Annotated in this window: 18 protein-coding genes; 10 read left to right on the top strand and 8 right to left on the bottom strand. The window is 67.1% G+C overall.

Annotated features, from left to right (window positions below; genetic code table 11):
- The first annotated feature begins 103 nt into the window (after nucleotides 1-103).
- From PX52LOC_RS02000 to PX52LOC_RS01990, 3 genes are all read left to right on the top strand, one after another.
- Nucleotides 104-2,821: a WD40 repeat domain-containing protein gene (locus PX52LOC_RS02000; protein ID WP_149108510.1), complete on the top strand. Its 2,718-nt coding sequence runs from the start codon at nucleotides 104-106 to the stop codon at nucleotides 2,819-2,821.
- Nucleotides 2,822-3,156: 335 nt separating this feature from the next.
- Nucleotides 3,157-4,104 (top strand): DUF1559 family PulG-like putative transporter, encoded by a 948-nt coding sequence (locus PX52LOC_RS01995; protein WP_149108509.1) that lies wholly within the window; start codon nucleotides 3,157-3,159, stop codon nucleotides 4,102-4,104.
- Nucleotides 4,105-4,117: 13 nt separating this feature from the next.
- Nucleotides 4,118-4,594: a hypothetical protein gene (locus PX52LOC_RS01990; protein WP_149108508.1), complete on the top strand. Its 477-nt coding sequence runs from the start codon at nucleotides 4,118-4,120 to the stop codon at nucleotides 4,592-4,594.
- 55 nt (nucleotides 4,595-4,649) lie between these two features.
- Here the strand turns inward: PX52LOC_RS01990 and PX52LOC_RS01985 are convergent, their stop codons facing one another.
- Genes PX52LOC_RS01985 through PX52LOC_RS01975 form a run of 3 tightly spaced genes read right to left on the bottom strand, consistent with a single transcriptional unit; the run spans nucleotide 4,650 to nucleotide 10,955 of the window.
- Nucleotides 4,650-6,485, bottom strand: coding sequence for an NADH:flavin oxidoreductase (locus PX52LOC_RS01985; RefSeq protein ID WP_149108507.1), 1,836 nt, complete (start codon nucleotides 6,483-6,485; stop codon nucleotides 4,650-4,652).
- Between the two features lie 12 nt (nucleotides 6,486-6,497).
- Entirely contained in the window at nucleotides 6,498-10,331 is a 3,834-nt protein-coding gene (locus PX52LOC_RS01980; protein ID WP_149108506.1) for a serine/threonine-protein kinase, read from the bottom strand.
- Between the two features lie 51 nt (nucleotides 10,332-10,382).
- Nucleotides 10,383-10,955 (bottom strand): RNA polymerase sigma factor, encoded by a 573-nt coding sequence (locus tag PX52LOC_RS01975; RefSeq protein ID WP_149108505.1) that lies wholly within the window; start codon nucleotides 10,953-10,955, stop codon nucleotides 10,383-10,385.
- A 430-nt stretch (nucleotides 10,956-11,385) separates the two neighbouring features.
- Here PX52LOC_RS01975 and PX52LOC_RS43590 point away from each other — a divergent pair, with 430 nt between their 5' ends.
- Genes PX52LOC_RS43590 through cheB form a run of 7 tightly spaced genes read left to right on the top strand, consistent with a single transcriptional unit; the run spans nucleotide 11,386 to nucleotide 20,346 of the window.
- Nucleotides 11,386-12,603: a SpoIIE family protein phosphatase gene (locus PX52LOC_RS43590; protein ID WP_149108504.1), complete on the top strand. Its 1,218-nt coding sequence runs from the start codon at nucleotides 11,386-11,388 to the stop codon at nucleotides 12,601-12,603.
- 19 nt (nucleotides 12,604-12,622) lie between these two features.
- Nucleotides 12,623-14,269, top strand: coding sequence for a methyl-accepting chemotaxis protein (locus tag PX52LOC_RS01965; protein ID WP_149108503.1), 1,647 nt, complete (start codon nucleotides 12,623-12,625; stop codon nucleotides 14,267-14,269).
- A 3-nt stretch (nucleotides 14,270-14,272) separates the two neighbouring features.
- Complete coding sequence (locus PX52LOC_RS01960) at nucleotides 14,273-14,737, top strand: chemotaxis protein CheW (protein WP_149108502.1); 465 nt, start codon at nucleotides 14,273-14,275, stop codon at nucleotides 14,735-14,737.
- Nucleotides 14,734-15,957 carry a CheR family methyltransferase gene (locus PX52LOC_RS01955; protein WP_149108501.1) on the top strand — a complete coding sequence of 408 codons (1,224 nt, stop codon included), beginning with the start codon at nucleotides 14,734-14,736 and terminating at the stop codon, nucleotides 15,955-15,957. The genes PX52LOC_RS01960 and PX52LOC_RS01955 overlap by 4 nt, the downstream gene beginning before the upstream one ends.
- Entirely contained in the window at nucleotides 15,954-16,616 is a 663-nt protein-coding gene (locus PX52LOC_RS01950) for a chemotaxis protein CheW (protein ID WP_168218760.1), read from the top strand. Before PX52LOC_RS01955 ends, PX52LOC_RS01950 begins: the two co-directional genes overlap by 4 nt.
- On the top strand, nucleotides 16,613-19,303 hold the full coding sequence (locus tag PX52LOC_RS01945) for a hybrid sensor histidine kinase/response regulator (protein ID WP_149108499.1): 2,691 nt from the start codon (nucleotides 16,613-16,615) through the stop codon (nucleotides 19,301-19,303). The genes PX52LOC_RS01950 and PX52LOC_RS01945 overlap by 4 nt, the downstream gene beginning before the upstream one ends.
- The gene (gene cheB, locus PX52LOC_RS01940; protein WP_149108498.1) at nucleotides 19,300-20,346 is read left to right on the top strand and encodes a chemotaxis-specific protein-glutamate methyltransferase CheB; all 1,047 of its coding nucleotides are present in this window, start codon (nucleotides 19,300-19,302) and stop codon (nucleotides 20,344-20,346) included. Before PX52LOC_RS01945 ends, cheB begins: the two co-directional genes overlap by 4 nt.
- 124 nt (nucleotides 20,347-20,470) lie before the next feature.
- On the opposite strand, the gene ilvB is transcribed toward cheB, so the two are convergent.
- The 5 genes from ilvB to PX52LOC_RS01915 form a co-directional block, all read right to left on the bottom strand.
- On the bottom strand, nucleotides 20,471-22,240 hold the full coding sequence (ilvB, locus tag PX52LOC_RS01935) for a biosynthetic-type acetolactate synthase large subunit (RefSeq protein ID WP_149108497.1): 1,770 nt from the start codon (nucleotides 22,238-22,240) through the stop codon (nucleotides 20,471-20,473).
- A gap of 378 nt (nucleotides 22,241-22,618) precedes the next feature.
- A complete protein-coding gene (locus PX52LOC_RS01930; protein ID WP_218575263.1) occupies nucleotides 22,619-23,425 on the bottom strand; it encodes an ABC transporter ATP-binding protein in 807 nt (268 codons plus the stop codon).
- Nucleotides 23,419-24,459 carry an ABC transporter permease gene (locus tag PX52LOC_RS01925; RefSeq protein WP_149108495.1) on the bottom strand — a complete coding sequence of 347 codons (1,041 nt, stop codon included), beginning with the start codon at nucleotides 24,457-24,459 and terminating at the stop codon, nucleotides 23,419-23,421. Before PX52LOC_RS01925 ends, PX52LOC_RS01930 begins: the two co-directional genes overlap by 7 nt.
- Nucleotides 24,460-24,585: 126 nt before the next feature.
- On the bottom strand, nucleotides 24,586-25,746 hold the full coding sequence (locus PX52LOC_RS01920; protein WP_149108494.1) for an ABC transporter substrate-binding protein: 1,161 nt from the start codon (nucleotides 25,744-25,746) through the stop codon (nucleotides 24,586-24,588).
- A gap of 56 nt (nucleotides 25,747-25,802) precedes the next feature.
- Complete coding sequence (locus tag PX52LOC_RS01915; RefSeq protein WP_149108493.1) at nucleotides 25,803-26,039, bottom strand: hypothetical protein; 237 nt, start codon at nucleotides 26,037-26,039, stop codon at nucleotides 25,803-25,805.
- Nucleotides 26,040-26,063: the final 24 nt, after the last annotated feature.

The raw sequence follows: 26,063 nt of genomic DNA, 5'->3' as shown, positions 1-26,063 counted from the left end.
TACAAGATAGTCGGCCGTCACGAATGTGTAACGAGCGGCGGGCTTTCCAGCGGCGGTTCGATTACCATAACGCCATCGAATTCGCTCCCTCCCGAGCCTTGCCATGCGCCTCCTCCGCACTCTGCTGGTCCTCGCCGGCCTCTGTCCCTTTGCCTTCGCCGAGAAACCGCAGGCCGTGCCCCCGGCCGAGTCCACAACCGCCCGCGCTGAATCCGTCACCTCGCAAGCCGATCCCGCCGCCCGGCCGCCCGGGGCGAAACTACGGCTCGGGTCCACACTCTTCCGCATAGATAGCTTGAGCCGCCACACGACACTGCTGCCCGACGGCAAGACGATCGTCCGGTTCGTGCAGCCGGAGAAGTTGCAGTTCATTAGCGTCGAAACCGGCCGCGAGACGAGGTCGATCAAGCTCAAGGAGCAGGTCCAGTCCGGCTACACGATGAGCCTGTCGCCGACGGGCGAGCGGCTCATCATCACGACCTACAACGCGGCCACGGTCGTCGACGTGAAGACGGGGGACATCATCGGGAAGATGGCCCGTCAGAACAACGAGGGCAAGTTCGCGCGGGCGCTGGACACGCTCAGCGACGGCCTCGTGTCGTGCAGCGGCAACGGCCGCTACCTGGCCTTCGGCACCCGCTACCCGCAGAAGGAGGGCGAGGTCTTCGCCTACGTCTTCGACACCGAGAAGAACGACTTCATCGCGGACGTGAAGGTGCTCCAACGGAACTACATCAACGCCGTGCTGACCGCCGACGGCAAGACGTTCGCCTCGTTCGGCCAGCACTACGTGCAGAACAACGAGGAGGCCGTCGCGCCGGTCGTGCAAATCTGGGACGTGGCCGGGAAGAAGGAACTCGCGAAGGTGCGGACCAGCCTGACGCAAGTGATGGCGGCCCGGTTCTCCCTCGACGGCAAGACGCTCTACACCGGCGGCCAGGGCGGGCCGATCGAGTCGTGGGACGTGGCCACGGGCAAGAAGCTGCGGCAGTACATCACGCGGTCCAACGTCGGCCACAAGCTGTTCCTCTCGGCCGACGGCAAGCGGCTCGCGGCCGCGTCCCAGGACGGGGCCGTGCAGGTCTGGGAGGCGGACACCGGCAAGCGGCTCGGCGTCAGTTCCGCCCAGACGAATTCCGTCGAGATGGTCGCCCTGCCGCCCGACGGCCCGGCCGTGGCCTTCGGCCTGTACAGCCAGACGATGCAAGTCTGGCAGGTGCCGGGCAAGGTGCTCACGCCGCAGGACGGGCACTTCGGGCCGGTCAACATCATCCAGTACACGCCCGACGGCAAGCAGATCGTCACGGCCGGCCAGGACGGCCGCGTCGTGCGGTGGGACGCCGCGACCGGGGCGGAAGTCGAGACCTACGGCTACTCGCCCACGAACGCACCGCGGGAAATCACGAAGGCGAACCTCCGCGGCCTCCAGCCCGCCCGGGCCGTTCGCTGGTCGAACAGTTGGAGCATCTACGCGGGAACCTTCTCCCCGGACGCCTCCACGATTTACCTCCAGGGCGGCCAGGGGGGCGTGACGGTCGTGGACATCGCCACCGGGCAGGAGCAGTTCACGCTGTTCTTCCCGAACGCGCGGAACAGCCACGGGAACTCGCGGCCGTCGCTGTCGGCGGACGGCCGGCGGGTCGGGGCGGCCGGGCAACACTACGACCGCAACAAGTACGTCTTCACCGCGGCGGCGTGGGACACCGAGACCGGCGAGACGCTCGCCGAAGTGCGGATGGACTTCGACCAGAACACGCGGTACGTCAACGGCATGGCGACCGCCGTGTCGCCGGACGGCGCGTACTTCGGCTTCCTGTGCAACATCCAGCACCAACAGACCGGCCAGTCCACGACCGAGTTCACCACGTTCGACCTGAACACCGGGGCGAAGCTGGCCAGCGGCGGCCAGAGCGGGCGGTCGTACTCGCCATTCCTGCAAGCCGCTCCGGACAACCGCTCGGCCGTGTCACTCGACCAGCAGAACCAGTTGCTCGTCTGGGACTTGCCGACCGGCAAACTGACCCGCACGCTGACCAGCCTGGGCACCGCGCAACAGTTACCGCCCACATTCCACCCGTCGGGCCGCACGTTCGCCATCGCGACGTCCGACGCGACGACCGGCACCACCCGGCACACCGTCCGCATCGTCGAGTGGGCGTCCGGTCAGACGCGGATGGAGTTGCCCCTGGAGAACCCCACTACCTCGGCGCTCGCCTACTCGCCCGACGGCAACACCCTGGCCGTCGGCTGGCACGACTCCACCGTGCTCCTGTTCGACGTGGCCGGCGACGACGCGAAGAAGCCGTGGGAAGCGAAGCCGACAGAGCCGAAACAACTCTGGGCGAGCCTCAGCGGCACGTCGGCGAAGGCCGCTTGGCAGGCGATGCGAGAGCTCGGCGACCGGCCCGACGTGGCTATGAACCTGATCCGCGAGAACGTGAAGCCGGTGCCCGCCCCGGCCAAGCCGTCGGCCGAGCAAATCGGGACGTGGATTACCGCCCTCGACGCCCCAGCCTTCGCCGCCCGCGAGGCCGCGTTGAAAGACCTCAAGCGGCTCGGCAAGGCCGCGGAGAAGGAGTTGAAGGCCGCTCTGGAAACGACCCCGTCGCCGGAGACGAAGGAGCGGGTCGAGAAGTTGTTGACGTTCATCATCAAGCCGGTAACGCCGAACGTTCCGGAGGCCCGGGCGGTAGAACTGTTGGAGCGTATCGGCAACGCCGAGGCACGAGGCGAGTTGTCGAAGCTGGCCGCCGGCGACCCCGCCAGTCTGATGACCCAGGACGCGGCAAAGAGCCTCCAACGGCTGGCGAACAAACGGTGACGAGGTGTCGAGTCTTCTGCCCCGGTAGGGGCAGCGGAGGCAGGCCGATTCCTTCGCCCTATCCGGGGCGATTGACTTTCCCTCTCCTCCCACGGGTTCCGCTGCGCTCCACCCGTGGCTACACTCCGCGGCCCCGTCCGGGGCCGAGAGCCGGAGTCGCGCGAAGTCGAAAGCCGGAGTCGCGTGGGGCCGAACGTCGGAGCCGCGCGTCGTCGAATGCTCCCGAGAGAAACGGAGATCACCTCCCCTGTCGGCCCATCTCACGTTATGATTGCTCTAACCTCCTTCGACTCGCAACCGAGGGGTTCCGCAAACCGAACGTGCCGGAGTCTCGCATGGTGGAACTCTCCCGCCGCCCACGCGGGTTCACGTTGATCGAGTTGCTGGTGGTCATCGCGATCATCGCCATCCTCATCGGCCTCCTCCTGCCCGCCGTGCAGAAGGTCCGCGAGGCCGCCGCCCGGACGCAGTGCGTCAACAACCTCAAGCAGTGGGGGCTGGCGATCCACGGCTACCACGACGACCGCGGCTATTTCCCCCCGGGCCGATGCGGGGCCATCAACCCGACCACGAACCAGTACGAAGTCCCCGGCTACACCTACGGCTACTACGTTTACGGCCTGCCGGCGACCTCCGACAACGTCGGCGGCTGGCACACCCGTGCCCTCCCGTACGTGGAGCAGGCGAACCTGTTCAAGCCCCTGGAGGCGGCCACTACCGCCGCCGCCCTCACCACGGCGTACTCGAACTTTCTCACCACGAAGTCGAAGCTCCTGGCCTGCCCTTCGGACCCACTAGCCTCACAGGGCGGCAGTGGCGGCGAAGCCTTCACCACGTACATGGGCGTCACCGGCAACGACGAAACCCTCGGCAGCGACGCCAAGAACGGCCTCTTCGCGGTCAACAGTCGCGCTCCCTATATCGGCCGGAAGACGGTCAAGATGTCGTCCGTGACCGACGGGACCAGCAACACGGTCATGGTCGGCGAGCGGCCGCCTTCGGCCGACCTCCGCTGGGGGTGGTGGGCGTACAGCGACAGCGACAACGTCCTCGCCCACCCGAACAAGGAGACGAGCACCGTCACCGGCTGTTCCGGCAACGAAGTCTACCGGCCCGACACGGTCAAGAACCCCGCCGCGGCCTGCCACTACTGGAGCCTGCACACCGGCGGGGCGAACTGGCTGTTCGTGGACGGCTCGGTGCGGTTCCTCCAGTACACCGGCGCGGCCGCGGTCACGCAGATGGCCAGCGTCAACGGCGGCGAAGTCACCTCCCAGGACTGACGAGACAAGCCCGATGAAGTTCTTCCCGCGAACGGGCCTGACGACGCTACTCGCGGCGGTGGCGGCCCTGACCGCCGGTTGCGGCAAGACCGAGACGCGCGTCACCGGAAAGGTGAGCTTTCAGAACGCGCCGCTGACCCGCGGCACGGTCATCCTCGTCGACGCGACGGGCGTCTACCACCAAGGGGCCATCGACGCGGGCGGGAACTTCACGATCGAGAGCGTGGCCCTCGGCCCGGCGAAGATCGGCGTCACGGTGCCGAAGGTTCCGAAGCCCGCGGAAGCGAAAACGCCGGCCGGCGGCAAGAGCCGGGAGAAGAAGCCCGTGGTCCTTGAGGGCGTCTCGCCGCAGAAGGCCCCCGACCCGCCGGCCGCCCACCCACCCGAGGCCGCCGGCCCGCAACTGCCGGCCGCCGTCAACGACCCCACCACCTCGGGCATCACCCGCGACATCAAGCCGGGCGAACCCCTCGACATCGCAATCCCGTGAGCGATGTTATTCCCCTCTCCGGCAAAGCCGGGGAGGGCCCCTTCAAGCACGCGAGCTATTTGGCACAACCTAGCTGGAACTTACTCATTCGAACGAGAAAGATCACAAAAAGCAGGGCGAAAAGGAGGTCGACGGCTGCGGGGCCGAGGAGGTAGGGTGTAATGTTTCCCTCCCACCAGTGCACAAGGATCACCCCCGCGAGTAGCAGTTTGGCCATCACGCCGAGTTGGATTACGAGGTGGTTCTTGGTGATATCCCGACTGACGACCCAGAAGCCGTATCCGAACACGGCGGCGTGGAGCAAGAACAACTGGGAGTACGTCCGGGGCAACGCCTTGGACGTAAAAAAGATGTCGTTAAACGCCGGGCCGGAGAAGGGGAGGAGGAAAAAAACAAGGCTGGTAACGATGTTGTAGATCGCCTTGAAGGCGATGACGTTGGTCCAGAGGCCGGATTCGCGGAGCGGCATGCCGCTCGGCCTTGCGGCCTGGGTGGGCACGGGGGTGGCCATCGGCAGCGCGATCATATTCGCCGGGGTTTCGTCCTCGAAGACGGACATGACCTTGTGCATCATCTCTTCGTAATTCCCGTCATAGCGGCGGAGGTCGTAGCACCCGAGCGGGTGTTCGATCACGTTGGCCAGGCACTCGTTGCAGTACGAGCACGGCTTCGGGGCAGCGTTCATGCCCGTTCGGAACATGTCCGGTAGGTCGGGGTTCGCGAGCAACGGCCGCGCCATCGTCACCGCGTCGCAACAGTTGGTCCGGATCACTTCACGGATGCGTTCCGCCGTCTGAAAGCCCCCCGTGCACAGCACAGGGATCTGGACGGCGGCCTTGATCTGGCGGGCCGACTCGGCGTTGAGCCCCTCGATTAACTCCGCCACCGCCTGGCCGTCCTTCACGAAGAACTGCGTGCGGCCCCACATCTGCTTCACCACCCACCGCAGCCCGGGGTAGCGAAAGGCGAGGAAGTTCCGGAAGGTGTGCTCACCGCTGGCGATTACCGTCTGGTAGGTGCGCGCCAGGGTTTTCCACGGCATCGGCCCGGCGGGATTGTGCGGGTGCGGGAACGAACTGCCAGTCGACACGTGCAGCGCGTCGGCCCCGGCCTCTTCGGCCCACTTGGCGATCTGGATGGCATCGGCGAGCGAGTTGCCCTGCTTCCACGCGAGCGGAAACGTGCCCGCATTGTCGAGGTCTTCGGCCCCGACCTTGACCATCAAGAAGTAATCATTGCCGACGGCCTTGCGGATGGCCCGGATCACTTCGATCAGGAACCGGGCGCGGTTCTGCAAGCACCCACCGTATTCGTCGGTGCGGTCGTTGATGGCCGAACTCAGGAATTGCGTGAAGAGGTAGCCGTTCGAGGAGTGCAATTCGATCCCGTCGAGGTTGGCCGCACGGGCCCGGACGGCCCCGGCCACGAACCACTGGATCATCTCCTGGATTTGATCGACCGTCATCTCCACGCCGCGCAGCCCGTTGAACACGTCGCGCTGCCCGGTCGCCGATCGGGGGTGTCGGTTCAGGTTTTCGATCCCGGGGATGTCCTGCTGCCGGCCGGAGTGCGATAGCTGCAAGACGTACTTGCACTCGCCGTTGCTCGCCTCCCGCACCTGTTTTCCGACTTCCGCCCAGAACTTGATCCGCTCGTCACAGTCGATCGTGGCATAGTTCGGCAAGACCCGGCCTTCCAGGTGGACGGGGACGTGGGACGAAATGATCGCCCCCACGCCCCCGCGGGCGAACTTCTTTTCGAAGTTCAACCGGGCGAGGGTGCCGGAGCCGTTGTAGTTGTCGATCCGCCCGGAAATGCTCGACCGAACCAGGCGGTTGGGAATCGTCAGGTTCCGCATCACCAACGGGGTGAAGAGAATGTCCTCGGGCATGGCATCGGCCTTCTAGGGTGGGTGACAAGGCGCGAACAGGTGGATCAGCTGTTCGGGGTTTGCGACCGCCTGTTGGCGCATCCAGGTGATCGCGTCTCGGCACAAGGCTTCCGACTCGGCGGGGTCGGAAAATTGCCCCTGCCGATAGCGTGCGGCCGCGGCCAGGTGGTCCATTTCCACGCCCGCCAGTTCGTCCGCGGCCGCGCGATAGAGTGCCGCGGTTGCGGCCCGGTCCTCGCCCCGGGCCGCCAACCCCGCCCGGAGCAAGCCGCCCAACGCGCGGGCCCAGCGCGCGTCCTCGTTCCCGAGCAACCGGATTGTCTCGCTCACCCGCCTCAAGGGTTCCGCCGGGCGCGACGATTGGCTTGCTGCGGCGAGTGCGGCCGTCCCCCGGAGGTAGCGGTGGTACACGCGCAAGACCTGGATGCGCAGCAAGAACGAGTGGTTGACTTCGCGGTCCGCGAGTTCGAGGCGTTGCCACGCGGCCGCGGCACGGCCGGCGTACAGGTCCAACTTGGTTCGCGACCACAGGCAGTTGAGGTGTTGGACGTGGAAGCCCTGCTGGACCCACTGCCCCTGCATGCACCGCAACTCCTCGGTGCCGCGCGGCTCGTCGTCCTCGCACAGCCGCAACAGGATCATCGAATACGTGCCGTAGTTCAACTCGGCGTTCCGATCACCGCGGGCCAGTGCGTCGTTCCAGCAAGCGGGGAACCGCGCCCGCAACTCGGCGAACCGGCCGTGGTACGTGAGCGACCAGAACAGGAACGTGTTGGCGGTCACCTGTTCCCACGTCGTGCCGGGGCACTCGGCTTGCAACGTCTCAACGGCCTGGACGCACTTGCCCCGGGCGGCGTGCCACCGGCCTTCCAAAAAGATGGCGATGCCGGACGCCATGTGAAGTAACCCGCGGGCCTGGGGCGTGTTCGACTCGCGGACCAACTTGTCGGCTTCGTCAAACAAGATTGCCACCCGCCGGTGCGCGGAAGGACCGGCCGTGGCGATGTGCGTCGCTTCCGACATGATCGCGCGCGCGACCCGGAACGGCTCACCGGCGCGGAGTGCGAGGTGCAAGCCCCGGACCTGGAAGTACGCGGCCCGCACCTGGTCCACCAAACTCAGCCCGGCGTAGACGGTCCAGCAGACGTCCAGGCGCGTCAGCTCCGTGGCGGGAACGTCGCTCGCGTTCCGGCGACGGAATCGGAGGCCCCGCAGCCACAAGCGGCCCCGACGGACTAGCAGGGCCAGGGGCAACCACCGCCGGGACGTCGGCCATTGTTCCCCGATCTGCTGGAGGACCGTGCGGAAGACTTCCAGACCGACGTCGACGTTCCCGCTTTTCAGATATTGCTCCGCGGCCTGTTGCCTCAACGCGAGTGCCTCGGATTCGCATTCCTGGGCGGCGGCGAGAAACGCCCCGGCCGCTTCGGCTCCCCGACCGGCGAGCGCCAGGGCTTCGGCGATTTTCTTCCGCAACACCAGGCGGTGGGCTTCCTCAGCCGACAGGAGGTCCAAACTGCGATGGTACAGTACGGCGGCGCGGTGGAACGCGAGTGCGCGGCCCGCCTGGTCGGCCGCGATCGCGAAGTACTGGCCGGCCCTCTGTTTCTCGTCGGCCCCCGACCAGTGGATGGCGATCTGTTCCAAATCCCCGGCGGCGGTGTCTTCCAGGACGGTTGCCAAACGCCGGTGCCACTCTTTTCGTTCGCCCGCGGGCAGGTGCCGCACGACGACTTCGCGAATGCGGTCGTGGTACGCTTCCAACGATTCTTGATCGACCGCGCGTTCGGTTCGAAGCCATTGCTTGATCCGGAGCGTGAGAATCGTTTCCTGCCCCGCGGCCGGCGAAATGTCGAGCGTGCGGCAGGCGCGGTCGGTCGACAACGGGCCACTCGCGAGGGAGACCACTTCGAGCAGGCGGCGTTCGAGCGGAAGGAGCGTTTCCATTTGCCCGAGCAAGACTTGGTCCAGAGTTCCCGGGGATCCCCCGTCGTCGAGCCGATCCGATCGCATGCCGAGGAGTTGGTGGCGGACCAACATGCGAACAAAGAACGGGTTGCCTTCTGATTCTCGCACGATCTGGGCGACCTGCGAGGTCGCGACGGTGGACCCCGGTTCGAGGAGCGAGACGACGAACTCCTCCGTTTCCGCGGGGGACAGTTCTTCAACCGACAAGGTGATCTGACGGGCCGGGGCGATCAGCGGGGCCGTCGCGTCCAGCAGCCGGCGGGTGAACGGGCTCGAATCTTGGTTCTCGATGCGGTAGCTCACCAGGTAGAGGAGCGTGGGCGGGTCGGGCGGCCGCAGCACGGCTTCCAAAAGGTCGATGCTGTCCTCGTCGCCCCATTGCGCGTCGTCGACGGCGAGGACGAGAACGTACTGATTGCCCAGTCGGCAAAGCAGTTCGCGGAGGGCGAGGATCGCCCGGCGGCGAAGTTCGTGTTGGTCGTAGTCCACCGATCCGCGGTCCGGCATCGCTGTAAAGGCTTGGATTTGACCGAATGCCGGGAAGACCCGCGTCATCGCCCGGGCGTGGAGGGGAATGAGCGATTGAATGGCCACCACGCTCATGCGGTGGAGGTGGCGGATCAGCGACTCGATCACCGCGTCCCAGGCTTTGAACGGCACCCGTTCCTGTTCCAGGCAGCGGCCGGCCAAGACCAGGACGTTTTTTGACGTCTGTAGACTCGCGAGGAACCTGCGCAGCAAGGTGGACTTTCCGACCCCCGAACGCCCGGCCAGGAGCATCAAACTGGGCTGGCCGGAGGTGAGGGATTCCACGCCGGCTTTCATCCGGGCGAGGTGATCGGCCCGTCCCACGAACGGTTCAACGGGGTACTCGGATCCGGCGTTTGGTCGGGTCGGCCACGCCACCCGGCGGTGGTCAAGCCACTGTCGGATTTGCGGCCCGGCCAGACGGTCGGCCGGATTGTGCGCCAAAAGATTCATGCAGAGCGCGCTCAAATCTTCCGGTGCGTCCGGGTTCAGGACAGCCGGCGCGGGCGGGGCGTTTCGAATCTGTTCGTGCAACGTCCCCCAGTCGTTCCCGGGGTACGGTAATTGTCCCGTGAGAACACGGTACAAGACGACGCCGACGCTGTACCAGTCACTGGCGGGCGAGACCGGTTCCCGCCGAAATCGCTCGGGGGCCATGTACGACAACGTCCCGGCCAAGTGTTCGAAACTCCCGTGACTCCGCCAAGCGTGCATCTCCACCGCCAGGCCGTAATCAATGAGCACCACCTGACCGTCCTCGCGGACCATGATGTTGGACGGCTTAACGTCCCGGTGCAACCGCCCGGCCTCGTGCAACGCCGACACGCCGTCGATCAACTGCGGGAGGGCGGCACGAAGGCGGGGCTCGTCAAAGACCGTGCCCGGACCGCCCCCGACGTGCGCGAGGAAGTCCACCCCGCGGACCAACTCCATCGTGAAGAAGCAACATGGCCCGTCCACGCACAACTCATACAGCGTCACAAGGTGCGGGCCCACGACATCCGAACACTGGCGGAACTCGCGTTTCAACCGCGCGCGGGCGGCGGGATCGTCGCACCACATCGTCTTCAGCGCGACGACGTGGCCGTGGACGCAGTGCCGGGCCTCGTAAACCATGCCCATGCCGCCTTGCCCGAGGAGTTTCACGAGGTCGTAGTCGCCGAGCGGGCCGACCGGTGGACTCACCGCAGGGGCTTTGCCGCCCGCGGTCGTACTCTCGGAATCCCAGGACAAAAGGCGGTCCAGAAAGCGGAGGTCACTGTAATGAGTGGTGGGGGCCGAGGAGTCCACCGTGGAATCCGCCGTCAGGTCGGCAGAGTGCTCGGACGATGGCGGCAGGTCGGAGTCCACGGAACCCTCGAAGTGGTCGTGCGTCAGTCCGGTCGGCGTAAGAAAGTGAGTTTACGACTTCAGCAGGGTCAAAAGCTTGGCCTTCGCCCGCGCCCAGTGCCGTTGAACGGTGCGAACGTTGGTCCCGAAGAGTTCCGCAACTTCTTCTTGGGTGAACCCGTCGTAGTACAACAAGTCGACGAGTTCCCTCTCCTCGGCCGACAGCCGTTCTACGGCCTCGTGGATCTCAAGCCGGAGCTGCCGTCGCAAGACTTGCGGGTCGGCCAGCCCCGCATCCTCGGGGTCGATGTTACACCGCTGGGCGCGAGGGGCTCGACCGTAATGATGTCGGACCAAGTCGAGGAGCGTCCGCCGGAGGATTTCGGCAATCAGGCCGAAGAAGGCACGCACGGACTGAAACTCCAACAACCCGAGGGATTGCAGGAGGCGCATTCGCGCTAACTGAAGGACGTCGTCCGTCTGCTCCAACCCCCGCAGGCGTGGGAAGCCCCCGAGCATGCGCCGGGCCAGTTGAAGGAACCGCCGGTCGATCCGTTCAAACAGTTCATTTTTCGCCGCCTGGCTGCCCCGTGACACTTCCTCGATCAGCTGGCAAAGTTGGGTTGTGTGTAAAGACTTGTCCAACGATCACCTCCCTGTTCGGCCGATGCCAGGATCAGTTGCCACGACGGTCATTCGCAAACATCTGCGACGTCATGATAGCGTCCTTTCATCCAAGTTATTGCCGAAATCGTGTCGGACAAACCGACCCTGTGACGCTTTCACTTTAAACCACCCGTGCCAGGTCAGGCGCTGTCTCCCGTCGGGCTCGGTCGGCCTGCGATTGCGGAAACCCGTCGTCGAACATCGCCCGCATCGCCACGCCGTCTTTGTGGGAAAGTTCATCGTGACCAACGATGAGGTGTCAAAGACGCATCCGCTTTCTCAGCCCGCTTTCGAGACTTACAGAAATAATCGCTCGAAGCCGCACAATCACCACATTCGGGCGGTTGCGAAATCTCCATTTGATCCAATCAGCTTCACTCCGGATCGGGTAGCCTGTTAGGTTAGGGTAATGTCCCATGCCGCGCCCACGAACATTTCTCCCCAACCGGGCTTCGGAGACCCGCGGGCGAGTTCCGCCCGACGCACGCGCGTCCTGCTCGTCGACGACCAAGCGATCGTCGGCGAGTCGGTCCGGCGGATGCTCGGAGACGATCCGGCCGTCGAGTTGAAACACTGTCTCGATCCCGCCGCGGCCCTGGCGACGGCGACGGCCTTTCAGCCGACGGTCATCCTGCAAGACTTGGTGATGCCGGAAATCGACGGGCTGCTGCTCGTCAAGTTCTTCCGCGCCAATCCCGGCACGCGCGACGTGCCGATGATTGTGCTGTCGAGCAAGGAAGAACCCGTTGTGAAAGCCCAGGCGTTCGCGCTGGGGGCGAACGACTACCTCGTTAAATTGCCGGACAAGCTCGAACTCGTGGCCCGCGTCCGGTATCACTCTGAGGCGTACCAGCGGTTGCTCGAACGCAACGAGGCGTACCGCCGACTGACCGAGAGCGAACGGCAGTTGGCCCAGGAAGTGGGGCAGGCGGCCCGGTACGTCAAGTCGCTGCTCCCCGCGCCGCTGCGGGGCGAAGTGCTCGCCGACGGCAAGTTCGTGCCGTCCACGCAACTCGGCGGGGACATGTTCGGCTATTACTGGATCGACGACGACCACCTGGCGCTCTACCTGCTCGACGTCAGCGGCCACGGCGTCGGCTCGTCGCTGTTGGCCGTGTCGGCGTCCAACACGATCGCGGCCCGGTCGCTACCGGACACCGACTTTCGGGACCCGGCGCAGGTGCTCACTCGCCTGAACGACACTTTCCAGATGGACCGGCAAGACGGCAAGTACTTCACCATCATCTACGCGGTCTACCACCGCACGAGCCGAACCCTTCGCTACTGCAACGCGGCTCACCCCGCGGGGCTTTTGCTCGATCCGGCCGCCGGCGTGACGCAACTGGAATCGGGCAACCCCTGGATCGGGATGCTCCCGCCGGGGCTTCCCTTCGAGGGCGGCGAGGTGACGGTTCCGCCGGGGGCGCGGCTCCTGTTCTACAGCGACGGCGTCTGCGAAATCGAACGGCCGGACGGCACGTACTGGCCGTCCGACGAGTTCGTGGCGTTCGTGGCGGGCCTCGACCGCACGGCCGACCTGCCCGGCCTGCTGTACGCGGAAGCCCGCCGCCTCCGCCGCGCGGAGATTCTCGACGACGACTTTTCCATCCTCGACATTCGGTTCTGATTGTTCGCCCGAGGGGATCATGAAACGGCTCAAAGACTTCAGCATCAAGACCCGCCTGTACGGTCTGGTCGTGAACGCGGTCCTCGGCTTCACGGCGACGCTGGGCCTCACGTACTGGATGGCGGGCGAGTACGCGGTGAGCGGGCCGCTGTACGACCGGCTCATGCTCCGCAAGTCGGTGATTTCCGACTACCAACCGGGCCCGATGTCCGCCACCGAGGCGGCGTTTCAACTCTCGCTCCTCCTCGTGGTGACGGACCCGGCCGAGTCCCGGTCCGTCCTCGAACACTATCGCAAGCTCCACGCCGATTACCGCGAGCGGCAGGAGTTCGTTCGCCGCGACCTGTTCGACGGCCCGCTGAAGCGAACTCTGGAGAAGGACGTCTTTCCCCCGACGGACCAGTTCTTTCGCATGGCCGAGGAGGAGTTCCTGCCCCTGGTCGCGAAGAACGACAAGGCCGCCGCCAATCAATTGTTCGTGACGCGGATGCGCGCGACGTACCAGCAGCACCGCCAGGCGATCGACCGCGCCGTCGAAGTCGGCTTGGAAATGAACGCGACCGAGGAAGCGGACGTGAAGCGGAAGGTCCACTGGGGGAACTCCACCCTGTTCCTGATCAGTCTCGGGACCGTCGTCCTCATCGGCCTCTCGGGCTGGTACTTGTCGGTCACCATTCACAACTCGGCCGAGGTGCTGCTCGCGCGCGTGCGGGAGATGGCGAGCGGGGCGAGCGACCTGACCGCCCGGGTACCCGTCGATTCCCGGGACGAGATGGGGCAGCTCGCCGAGGGGATCAACGGCATGGTCGCGAAGATTCAGGCGGTCGTCTCGAAGGTTCGCGAGTCGAGCCTCCAGATTCTCTCGGCCGCGTCCCAGATCGCCGCTACCGCCCGGCAGCAAGACGCGACCGTCAACGGCCTGAGCAGTGCGACGACGGAAGTGGCCGCCGCCGTTCGCGAGATCAGCGCCACGGGGAAGGAACTCTCGGGCACGATGAACGAGGTGAACGGCCGGGCGAACCAGGCGGCGCGGCTGGCCTCGGCGGGCCGCGAGCGGCTCGGCGGCATGGAGCAGACGATGCAGCAACTGGTCGCCTCCACGGGCTCCATTTCCAACAAACTCGCCACGATCCGCGAGAAGGCGGATAGCATTAACATGGTCGTCCTCACCATCACGAAGGTCGCCGACCAGACGAACCTCCTGTCGATCAACGCCGCCATCGAGGCCGAGAAGGCCGGGGAGTTCGGCCGCGGGTTCCTCGTCGTGGCCCGCGAAATCCGCCGGCTGGCCGACCAGACGGCCGTCGCCACCCTCGACATCGAGAACATCGTCCGGCTGATGCAAGAGGCCGTGGCGACGGGCGTCATGCAGATGGACAAGTTCAGCGACGAGGTCCGCACGAGCGTCACCCGCGTCGGCGAGATCAACACCCAGACGGGGCAGATCATCGCGGAAGTGTCGGGGCTGAGCGACCGGTTCGAACAGGTCAACGAGGGGATGCGGAACCAGGCCGTCGGCGCGGGGCAGATCAACGACGCGATGGTCAGTATGAGCGGCGACATCCGCAAGACGGCCACGTCGCTCGAGGAGTTCAACCGGGCGACGGCCCACCTCCGCGGGTCGATCGAACTGCTGAACCAAGAGGTCGCCCAGTTTAAGGTGTGAGTCATGTTGTTGCTCACCTTCCAGATCGGCCCGGAAGCGGTCGGGCTGGACATCCGCCGGGTCCGGGAGGTCATCCCGCGCGTCCGCCTGCAACGGCCCACCGGCGGGCCGGCGTGGCTGGCCGGCGTGTTCGTGTACCACGGCCGCGTCGTGCCCGTCATCGACCTGCACCAACTCGCCGGTCACGCCCCCTGCCCGCACCACCTGAGTAGCCGCATCATCCTCCTGCCCGTGGCGGGCGACGCGGCCGGCGAGCACCTCTACGGCATTCTCGCCGCACAGGTGGCTGACCTGCGCGAAGTGCCGGACGGCGTGCCCGCGATGAATTCCCTCGTCGAAGACGGTGGCATCGACCTCGGCTCGACCGTCGCGGACGGCGGGGGCGTGCTGCGCCTCCTCGACCCGGAGCGGATGCTCCCCGCGGCCGCCCGCCGCCAGATTCTTCTCGCCGCGGGAGTTCCGGCATGAGCCTCGACGCGATCCGGCGGGTGGTCGAAGACCGCCTCGGTTTCGACGCCGAGGCGCTCGGCGAGTCCGTCCTGGGGACGGCCGTCACGGAGCGGCGGAAGGCGGTCGGGGTCGCTGATCTGTCGTCGTACGCCGACCGGCTGAAGCGAGACGCTCAGGAATTCCAGGCCCTCGCGGAACTGCTCGTCGTCTCGGAGACGTGGTTCTACCGCGGCGGCGAGGTGTTCCCCTATCTCGCCCGCCGCGTCGCGGCGGTGATCGGGACCGGCCGCGTCTTTCGGGCGTTGTGCGTGCCGTGCAGTTCGGGCGAAGAGCCGTACTCGCTGGCCATCGCATTGAGCGAGGCCAACCTCCCGCCGGCCGGCTGGGAAATCGACGCGGTCGATGTGAGTCCACGGGCGGTCGCGGCCGCCCGCCTCGCGGAGTACCGCGAGTTCTCCTTCCGCCAGTGCCCCGCGTGGGTGCGAGACCGCTACTTTCAGCGCACGGAGCGGGGGTGGGACCTGTCGCGCGAAGTTCGCGAGCGCGTGCGGTTCCGCGTCGGCAATGTTCTCGCCACGCCCCCGACGAACCCGCCGGGCTACGATCTGATCCTCTGTCGGAACTTGCTCATCTACCTCACGCCGAACGCGCGGCAGCGCGTGGTCGACGGCCTGACGGCCCAACTGGTGCCCGACGGCTGGATCGGCGTCGGCCACGCGGAGCCGTCCGCCTTCGCCGGCCGGCCGTTCCGCCCCGTCGGGCCGGCAGAACACTTCCTCTTCAGCCGCTCAGCGGTTGGGGCCAACGCGGTCCCACGGATCGAGCCGTCGAAGCTTCCCGTGCCAGTATCAGCCCCATTGCCGCCGACGTGCCCCTCGCCACGACCCGTCTCGAACCCGACCCCGCCGGAACCGCCGAAGGCGGAGGGGCCGAATCTGGCGTGTGCTCGCTGCCTCGCCGACGCGGGGCAGTTGGCCCAGGCAATCGCGGAATGTCAGAGCGTCCTCGGCACCGCGGGACCGTCGGTGGACGCCTACTTGCTCCTGGGTGTTCTGCACCAGGCCCGCGGGGAGTTGGGGCTGGCGTCCGACACGTTCCGCCGCGCACTGTACCTCGACCCGAACCACGCCGAGGCGCTGACGCACGCCATGCTGCTCAGCGAGGCAGCGGGCCGGTTGGAGCAGGCGGATTCCTTCCGCGCCCGGCTCGCGCGGGTCGCCGCGGGGGATCGCCCATGACCGCACTCCCCGTCACCCCGACCGACTGTTGGAACCGCATCGGCGTCCGCGGCGACCGGTCGTGCCCGGAACTGGTGCAGCACGTCCACTGCCAGAACTGCCCGGTGTTCGGGGCCGCCGGCCGCCGGTTCCTGGACGCGCCGGCCCCCGTCGGCTACCAGGACGAGTGGGCGGCGCGACTGGCCGCGCCGGTTGAGGACGAGGGCGGCGATCGCGAGAGCGTGCTGGTCTTCCGCGTCGGCGGCGAATGGCTCGCCCTCTCGGTGCACGTACTCGTCGAAGTCTCGAACCCGAAGCCGGTCCACCGCGTACCGCACCGCACCGGGATTCTCGCGGGCCTGGTGAACGTCCGCGGCGAACTCCACCTGTGCGTCCACCTCGCGAAGGTCCTCGGGATCACCGCGCCGGCGGAAAGTCCGACCACTCCCGCCACCGGCCGGTTGCTGCTCGTGCGCCGCGACGCGGACCGCTGGGTGTTTCCCGTGGACGCGGTCGATCAAGTCCACCGCCTGCCGCGGGGCGAGTTGCGGCGGTCGCCCGCCACCGTCTCGCGGGCGGCGGCCGACCTGTCGCGGGGCGTGTTCCACCATCGGAATTTGGCCGTGGGCGTGCTCGACGAACGCCGACTGTTCGAGGTCCTGCGGACGAAACTGCGATGACCGATTTTGAAGTCGAAGTCGATCCGTTGCTCGACCTGTTCCGGGCAGAAGTCCGGGCCGGCCTCGCCACGCTCACGCGCGGGCGGCTCGACCTCGAACACGCCCCCGACGCCACCGGACCACTCGCGGGCATGGCCGCGGCGGCGCGAACGATCCGCGGCGCGGCCCGCATCCTCGGCTACGCCGCTCCGGCGGAATTGGCGGCCCGGATCGACGCGACCCTCGCCGGCGCGGCGTCCGGCCGGGCCAAGTTGACCGCGGCCGATTTCGACCGCCTTCGCCGAATGGTGGAGGTGTTGTCGCAACTCGACCACGACGACCCGAACGCCTGGGCGGAAAAGCACGCCGAGGAGATTCGCGAATTGAACGATGGCCGAACGCCGCCCACGCCAACCCCGCCGCCGGCTCCCCTGCCCCCGCCGCCCGTCGTTCGCGCGGCGCCCGCACCGGCGGCGGTGCCGGTGTCCGCGCCGACGGAACGCAGCTTCTCGATCGACCCGTCGATGCTCGAATTGTTCCGTGAGGAGATTCGCACGCACACGGCGGGATTGTCGGAGGGCCTGCTCGACCTCGAGCGCGACCCCGCCAACCCGCAGCGGATCGAGCCGCTGATGCGGGCGGCTCACTCGCTCAAGGGGGCGTGCCGGATCGTCGGCCTCGACGCTGCCGTCGAGTTGGCCCACCTCATGGAAGACGGCTTCGCCGCGGCCCAGACGGGAACGCTCACGATCGTGCCCGCCTCGGTCGATACGCTCCTGCGGGCGACCGATCGGCTCGCGGGCCTCGGCCACGAAGACCCCGGCCACTGGGCGGCCGCCTACCATGAGGACGTGTCGCGGCTGAAGGACGTGGTGGCCGCGATCAACCGCGGCGAGACGCCGCCTGCCCCCGCGGCCGCCCCGGTGGTCGTGGAGGTTCCGGCCCGCGTCGAGATTGCGGCCCCGGCCGCGAGTCCACCGGCCACCGAAGCCGTCGTCCGCGTCACGGCCCAGAGTTTGAACCGCCTGATGAGCCTGGCCGGGGAGTCGCTAGTCCAGGCCCGCTGGCTCCAGCCGTTCGCCACCGCCCTGACCGGCCTCAAGAAACTCCAGGACCACATCACAGCCCGGCTCGAACTCTTGACCCAGACCGTGGGGACGGACGCGAGTGCAAAGGCCGTCGCGGAGGCGGTCCAGTTGGCCGCCCGCAGCCGAAAGCTGCTGGCCGACCGCATCAGCGAGTTCGAGAGCCACGCGAGCCAGGCGGAGGACTTGAACTCCCGGCTCTACCAGGAGGTGATCGTCAGCCGCATGCGGCCGTTCGCCGACGGCCTGCACGGCTTCCCCCGCCTCGTGCGAGACACGGCCCGAATGCTCGGCAAGCAGGTCCGGCTCGACGTGGTCGGGCAGGCGACCGAGGTGGACCGCGACATCCTGGAAAAGCTCGAAGCCCCGCTCACGCACCTGCTCCGCAACGCGATCGATCACGGCATCGAGCCGGCCGAGGTCCGTGCGGCCCGCGGCAAGCCGGCCGAGGGCGTGATGAAGCTCGAATCCGGCCACCGCGGCGGGATGCTCTCGATCACGGTCAGTGACGACGGGGCCGGCATCAACGTCGAGCGATTGCGGAAAAAAATCCTCGACCGCCGCCTCGCCCCGGCCGAGATGGTGCAGCGGATGACGGAAGCGGAGTTGCTAGAGTTCCTCTTCCTCCCCGGCTTCTCCACGGCCACGCAATTGACCGAAGTCTCGGGCCGCGGCGTCGGGTTGGACGTCGTGCTCGAAACCGTCCGCAAGGTCGGCGGGTCGGTCCACATCACGACAGTCCTCGGCCGCGGGACGTCGTTCCACCTGATGCTGCCGCTCACGCTCTCCGTGGTGCGGGCCGTCCTCGTCCAGATCGCCGGCGAGCCCTACGCCTTCCCGCACACGCGGATCGACCGGCTGCTGCGGGTCCCCCGGGGCGACGTGCAATCCCTCCAGCACCGGCAGTTCATCACCGTCGGCGGGCAGAGCGTCGGGCTGGTCCTAGCCTCACAACTCCTCGACTTGCCGGCCGGCGCGGTCGTCGATGCCGAAATTTGGGTGGTGCTCATCAGCGACACGAGCGGACTGTACGGCCTCATCGTGGACAACTTCCGCGGCGAGCAGGACCTCGTCGTCCGCCCGCTCGACCCGCGACTGGGGAAGGTGCCGAACGTCAGTTCCGCGGCCATCCTCGACGACGGCTCGCCGGTCCTGATCGTGGACGTGGAGGAGATGTGCCGGTCGATGGACCAGTTCATCCAGACGGGCACCCTCCGCCGGGTTGAAGAGAGCGTTCGCCCGGAGGCGACGAAAAAGCGCGTGCTGGTGGTCGACGATTCGATCACGGTCCGCGAAGTGCAGAAGCAAATTCTGCGGGCGCGGGGCTACGACGTGGAAGTGGCCGTGGACGGCCAGGACGGCTGGCGGCGTCTACAACTGGAGAGCTTCGACCTCGTCGTGAGCGACGTGGACATGCCGCGCATGAACGGGCTGCAACTGATCCGCCGCATCCGCGAAGACGCCAAACTCCGCGAACTGCCGGTGATCATCGTGTCGTACAAGGACCGCGACGCGGACCGCCTGCTCGGGCTGGAGGCGGGGGCCAACCACTACCTGACGAAAGCGAGCTTCCACGACAACACCTTCGTGGAGGCCGTGATCGCCCAGATCGGAGAGCCATGAACCCGCTCCGTGTCGCCATCGTCGACGACCTCGCCCTCGCGCGGGCCGTGCTCCGCCGCGTGGTCGGCAGCGTGCCCGGCTACCAGGTGGCGTGGGAGGCGGCCGACGGCGCGCAAGCGGTGGCGAAGGCGGCGGCGGACAAGCCCGACGCGATCCTGATGGACCTGGTCATGCCGCACGTGGACGGGGCGGCGGCTACGCGGCAAATCATGGCCGCGACGCCCTGCCCGATCTTGATCGTGACGTCGAGCATCGGGACGAACCTCACGCGCGTCTACGAGGCCCTCGGGGCCGGCGGCCTCGACGCCGTCAACACGCCGACGCTCGGCCCGGACGGCACCGTTCGCGGCGAAGCCCCCCTGCTTGCCCGGCTGGCGACCATCGCCAAGACGGCGTCTCCTTTCACGGTGCCGCAGGTGATGGGTTCCTCGCCACCCGCGGCGACCGCATCGAGTGCGGGCCAACTGCCCTTCATCGCGATCGGCGCGTCGACCGGCGGCCCCGCGGCCGTCGCCCAAGTCTTGAGCGACCTCGGGCCGAACGTCCCGGCCGCCGTCGTCGTCGTGCAGCACATCGGGTCGGACTTCACCCCCGGGCTCGCGGGTTGGCTGTCAGCCCGCATCGGCCGGCCGGTAGGGGTCTGCCCGGACGGGGCACGGGCGGCGGTCGGAACGGTTTCCGTTGCAGGGGGGGAACGCCACCTTATCCTCGACCGCGCGGGCCGGTTCCAGTATACCGACGAACCAAATTCGTCCCCGTACCGGCCGAGCGTCGATCTTTTCTTCGAAAGCCTGCTCCCGGTGGGAAGCCCGAACGGCGTGGCGGTGTTGCTAACGGGGATGGGGGCCGACGGTGCCCGCGGCCTCCGCAAGTTGCGCGACGGCGGGTGGCACACCATCGCCCAAGACGAGGCTACCTGCGTCGTCTACGGGATGCCGAAGGCGGCGGGACAGTTGAACGCGGCCGTCGAGGTTCTCCCGCTCGCGCGGATCGGTGCCGCGATCCGAACGCGATTTGAAGGCGTGCGGCACCCGGCACGTTGAGACAAGCACTGTTACGGGGTGGCTGGGACGAACTGCTGACGGGGCGTGGCGGCGGCGGAAAAAAAACTCTCCCCCAAGACTGGGGGAGAGTGAAGCAAAACATCACACCCGATTCCGGTGCGGCCTACGCCTTGATGATGTCCTTCACGGTCGCGCCGCTCGGGATCATCGGCAGCACGTGCTCTTGGTGCGGCACGTGGACGTCCAACACGAACGCGCCCGGCGACTCGATCATCTCGATCAGGGCGGCGTCCAGGTCCTTCTTCTCACTGATAGTCTTCGCGCCGACGCCGAAGCCCTTCGCGATCGTCACGAAGTCCGGGTACGGGTCGTTATCGCTGCCCGCGCCGAGGTACGTGTGGCCGCGGTTGCTGGCGAAGAAGCGGTCTTCCCACTGCACCACCATGCCAAGGTGCTGGTTATTCAGCAGCAGCACCTTGGCCGGAATCTTCTCGGTGTAGCAGCAGGCCAGTTCTTGAATGTTCATCAGGAAGCTGCCGTCGCCGTCGATGTCGATGCACAGGTTGTCCGGGTGCGCCACCTGTGCCCCCATCGCCGCCGGCAGGCCGAAGCCCATCGTGCCGAGGCCACCGCTCGTCACCCACTTGCGGGGCTTCGTGAACGGGAAGTATTGCGCCGCGAACATCTGGTGCTGGCCGACGCCGGTGCTGAGGATCGTCTTGTCGAGTTGGCCCCGCTCCTTCAGGATCTCGTGCAGCCGCTTGATGACGAACTGCTGGTTCATCCGGCCGCCGCCGACGTCGGTGAACTTCATCGGCTCTTGTTCCCGCCACTCGTCCACTTGCCGCAGCCAGTCGGTGTACCGGCCGCCGCTCGTCAGATCGACGTAAGCCGGCTCCTTCATCATCGCGTTCAGGTCTTCGAGCGCAAGCCGCAGGTCGCCGTGGACCGGGATGTGGGCGAGCTTGTTCTTGTGAATCTCGCTCTGGTCGATGTCGATGTGGACGATCTTGCCGTGCTTGGCGAACTCGGACAGCTTGCCCGTCACGCGGTCGTCGAACCGAACGCCGAACGCGAGCAACAGGTCCGCGTCGTTCACGGCGTAGTTGCTGTACACGGTCCCGTGCATGCCGAGCATTTGCAGGCAGAGGTAGTGGTCGGCCGGGAAGTTGCCGATGCCGTGGAGCGTCAGGGCGACCGGAATGCCCGTGCTGATCGCGAACTTCGTCAGGGCGTCGGCCCCGCCGCTGTGGGTCACGCCGCCGCCGGCGTAGATGACCGGCTTCTTGCTCGCGCGGATGGCTTGCAGGATCGGTTCGAGTTCCGCCCGCTTCGGCCGTCGCGTCGGCTTGTAGCCGGGCAGGTTCAGTGGCACGTCCCAGTTCGGCACGATCGACTTCACCTGCACGTCCTTGGGCATGTCGATCAGCACCGGCCCCGGCCGGCCCGTCTCGGCGATGTGGAACGCTTCCGCCATCACGCGGGTGATGTCTTCGGTGCGGGTGACGAGGTAGTGGTGCTTGGTGATGCCGCGGCAGATTTCCACCATCGGCGTTTCTTGAAAGGCGTCGTTGCCGAGGACGGCGGTGGACACCTGCCCGGTGATGGCGATCATCGGCACGCTGTCCATCTTCGCGTCGGCGATGCACGTGACGAAGTTCGTCGCGCCGGGGCCGGACGTGCTGAAGCAGACGCCGGCCTTACCGGTGGTCCGGGCGTAGCCGTGGGCCATGAACCCGCCGCCCTGCTCGTGCCGCGGCAGGATGGTGCGGACCTTGTCGGCCACGCGGGTGAGCGACTGGTGAATCGGCATCGACGCGCCGCCGGGGTAGGCGAAGACGACTTCGACCCCGTGCCGGATGAGGCTCTGAACGAGGATGTCGGCCCCGTTCATCTTCTCGGCGGTGGGGGCGGGAGTGCGTGCGTCGGCCATGATCGGTCACCAGAGGGTGCAGAGGGAGAAAAATCGTCCAGAGTTACTATATCGCCTGAAATGGCGACGGGAAGGTCAGCGTTGGGAAGTGGCGGTCCGGACAACCGTGCGACACACTACATTCATCCCTCGGATGCCGCGATGAACGACCCCACGCCCGGCGGACATCGGTCGAATGGTCTGTACCCCGTTACCGGGGATGGTGAACTGAATCTGGTCCGCCCCGCCCGTCGCGTTAGCGTTCAGGATCACCTGTCGTAGCGAGCCGAGCCCACTGTCGTTTGGTGTTCGAGACGACAACGATGGCGGGAATGTCACGGGTTTCCAACGGCGGTCTGCGTTCACCAACAACGTGATGGATTCGCCGCCGGTTCATACTCAATGCGGTGGCGACGCGGGGGCCGGCTCAACGCACGTCAGGTCGAAGGCTTCGAGCAGGCGTGAGCGGAGGTCGAGGAACCGGCGGTCGTTGCGGTGTCGCGGGCGGGGGAGGGCCACGTCCAGGATGCGGTCGATGCGGCCGGGGCGGGGACTCATCACCGCGATTCGGTCGCTCAGGTAGAGGGCCTCGTCGATGTCGTGCGTGACCAGCAACATCGTCGTCCCGCGGGCCGCCCAGATCCGCAGAAGTTCGTCCTGCATCCGCATCCGCGTGAACTGGTCGAGCGCGCCGAGCGGTTCGTCGAGGAGCAGCACGCCGGGGTGGTTGACGAGGGCGCGGGCCAGGGCCGCCCGCTGGGCCATGCCGCCGGACAATTGGTGCGGGTAGGCGTCCGCGAACCCGTCCAGCCCGACCAGCGTGAGGTACTCGTCCACTTCGCGCCGTCGTCGGCGGAGTTGCCCGCGGGCGGCCAGCCCGGCCTCGATGTTCCGCCGGACCGTCAGCCAGGGGAACAGGGTCGGGTCCTGGAACACCAGCCCGCGGTCGGCGCTCGGGCCGGCGATCGGTTCGTTGCCAACCGTCAGTTCGCCGGCCGTCGGGTGGTCCAGGCCTGCGGCGAGCCGCAGGAGCGTGGACTTGCCGCACCCGCTCGGCCCGACCAGCGACACCAGTTCGCCGGCCGCGACTTCGAGCGACACCCGCTCAAGGGCGACGACGGTCGACCCGTCGGCGGCCGTGAACGCCTTGCTCACGTTGCGGGCGACGAGGACGGCCCCTTCGGCCGCCCGCGGGTTGTTCACCACTTGATGACCCCCTTCTGCCACTTCAACACCCGGTCGCGGACCTTGAACAACACGGTCATCAGGGTCGAGAAAAACACCGCACTCAGGATCAGGGTGGCGTACACCTTGGCGTACTCCATGTACCCCTGCTGCCACCGCAGGTACCACCCCAGCCCGGCCTGCACGCCGACCGTCTCGGCCACGATGAGCGTGAGGAACGACGCCCCCAGCCCCATGAACAGGCCGATGAAGATGTTCGGCAGGGCGGCCGGGATGGCGACGTGGAAGATCAGGTAGAAGCGGCCCGCCCCGAGTGTACGGGCGACGTCGAGGTACGCCAGGCGGACGTTGGCGATGCCCGACGACGTGAGGATGGTCATCGGGAACCAGACCGCGAACCCGATCAGGGCGACCGCGCACGGGAACGAGTCCTTCCAGAGGGTCATGACCAGTGGAATGAGCGCCGTTGCCGGGATCGGCCCGACGAACTTGAGTGCGGGCATGGCCCAGTACCGGACCCGCGGGAACCAGCCGACAACCACGCCCGTGACCAGCCCCGCCGTCACCCCGACCGCGTACCCGGCGGCGAGCAACCAGAGCGAATGCCAGGCGCTTTCGAGTAAAATTTCGCGGTCCTCGACCATCGCCCCGAACACCTCGTCCGGGCCGGGGAAGAAGGGCTGGTGCAGCCAGTTCAGTTTCGTCGTAACGACTTCCCACGCGATCACCAGTCCGACCGCCCCGGCAACGAGCGGGGCGGCGTGCCTCACGGCCGAACGGAGGGACGGCAGGACCGCCTGCCCCACCGCCGCGAGGATCGCACCGACCGCCACCGCGGCGACCGCGACGGGGTACGGGTGCCGCCACGACGGGAGCGAATCCAGCCACGACAGCGGCGCGAGTTGGCCGTCGGGCAGGGCAAAGTGAACGGCCAAGGCCACGGCCGCCGCGACGACGGGCGCGAGAACGGCGACGACCGGCCGGGCGGGGACGCCGCCCCGCCGCACGGGCGGCGCGGCGGCTCTCGGCAACGGGTCGGCGACGTTCGCAGTCATCGGGCGGTCTCGGGCAGGTGCGGGTAGCGACTTAACGATTCACCGGGCGGCCGGCTTTGTTCCCTCCCCCGCAAGGGGAGGGAACAAAGCCAAGCGATGCCGCGGCGGGGGACTTCGAACAACTTCCTACTCGATGCAGCACTTCGTGCAGCACAGGCAACTGCCCTTGGTGTTGTCGAACAGCGAGGCGAACCCCTGAGCCGTCAGCCGCGGCGGCCGGGCACCGTCGATCGCGTCGACCCGTTCGGCGACCACCCACTCGTCGGTCAGGCCCGGCAGGTCGGTCCACGCTCGCTTCGCGAGGGCCGTCGGGTCGGTGGACGCGCCGAGCAGTTTGGCCTTCTTCATGTCCTCGGCCGCCCGCTCGACGCTCTTCTTACCCAGGGCGATGCCCGGCACGTACTTCAGTTGCATCAGTGCCTGCGTGTTGATCTCGGGCTTGGCCGCGATGTACTTCTTCTCGACGCCCAACTCGGCCGCGGCCTTCGGGTTCTCCTGCACCCACTTGGCCCCCTTCAGGATGGCCTTCGTCACCTTCGCCGCCGCCGCCGGGTACGTCCGCGAGAACTCGCCGTTGACGACCACGGCACAGCAGAACTCGTCGGCGTACGGCGCATCCTTGGCTTGGTCGGCGATGGTCTTGACCACCTTGTTCCCTTCGAGGATCGTGCCGATCGGGTCGGCGGTCGCCACCGCGTCCAACTCGCCCTGCTTCAACCGCTCCCCGAGCAGGCTCGGCTCCATCGGCACCCACGTCACTTCCTTCGCCTCGACCGACGGGTCGATGCCCACGGCGGCGAACGTGCGGCTGGCGAACATGGCCGGCGGGCTGCCGACGTTCGACGGCACGCCGATCTTCTTGCCCTTCAGCTCGGCGACCGTCTTGATCGGCGAGTTCGCGGGAACTTGCACCCGCAGACAGCCGGTGTGAACGCCGGCGGTGATCTTGAAGTCGCTCCCCTTCTCGACCCCCTTGAGGATGTACATGACGAGCGTGTGGTTGGCGTGGAACTGCCCGCTGGCGAGGCCTTCGCGCAGCCCGTCCCAGTCCGTCTTCACGATCTCAACGTCGATCCCTTGCTCGGCGAACAGCCCCTTCTCCTGGGCCATGAAGATCGGGGCCTCGCACGTCAGGCCGAGGTATGCGACCCGGATCTTGCCGGGGTCGGCCTCGGCGGTCGCGGCCGGCTTGTCCTTCCCGCACCCGGCGGGGAGGACGGCAAGGGCGGCCAGGAGGAGCAGGGCCGCGGGCGCGATGACGCGGCGGCGGGTGTACGGAATGGTCATTTTGGGCCTCGGTTGGGGTGGAGAAGGCGGCCCTCCGGTCGGCGGCCGCCAGGAGTTCACTTCTTGAGAATCTTTTCCTGGTTCGCCAGGATCGTTTCCTGGTTGTCCAGAATGATGTCGAGCTTCGCCTGGTTGGCGAGGATCGACTCCTGGTTCGTCATGATGGTCGTCTGGTTGGCCAGGAGTTTTTCCAGGGCGGCCTGGTTGCCCTCGATTCGCGCCTGGTTGGCGAGGATCTTTTCCTGGTTGCCCAGGATGGCCTTCTGGTTCGCGATCACGTCGTCGGTTGCCATCGCACGGTCTCCTCGGGAAAGGAT

This window comes from Limnoglobus roseus (assembly GCF_008254045.1).
Classification (GTDB): domain Bacteria; phylum Planctomycetota; class Planctomycetia; order Gemmatales; family Gemmataceae; genus Limnoglobus; species Limnoglobus roseus.
The sequence above is the reverse complement of the archived record's forward strand: the minus strand, read 5'-3'. Positions and strand labels throughout refer to the sequence as shown.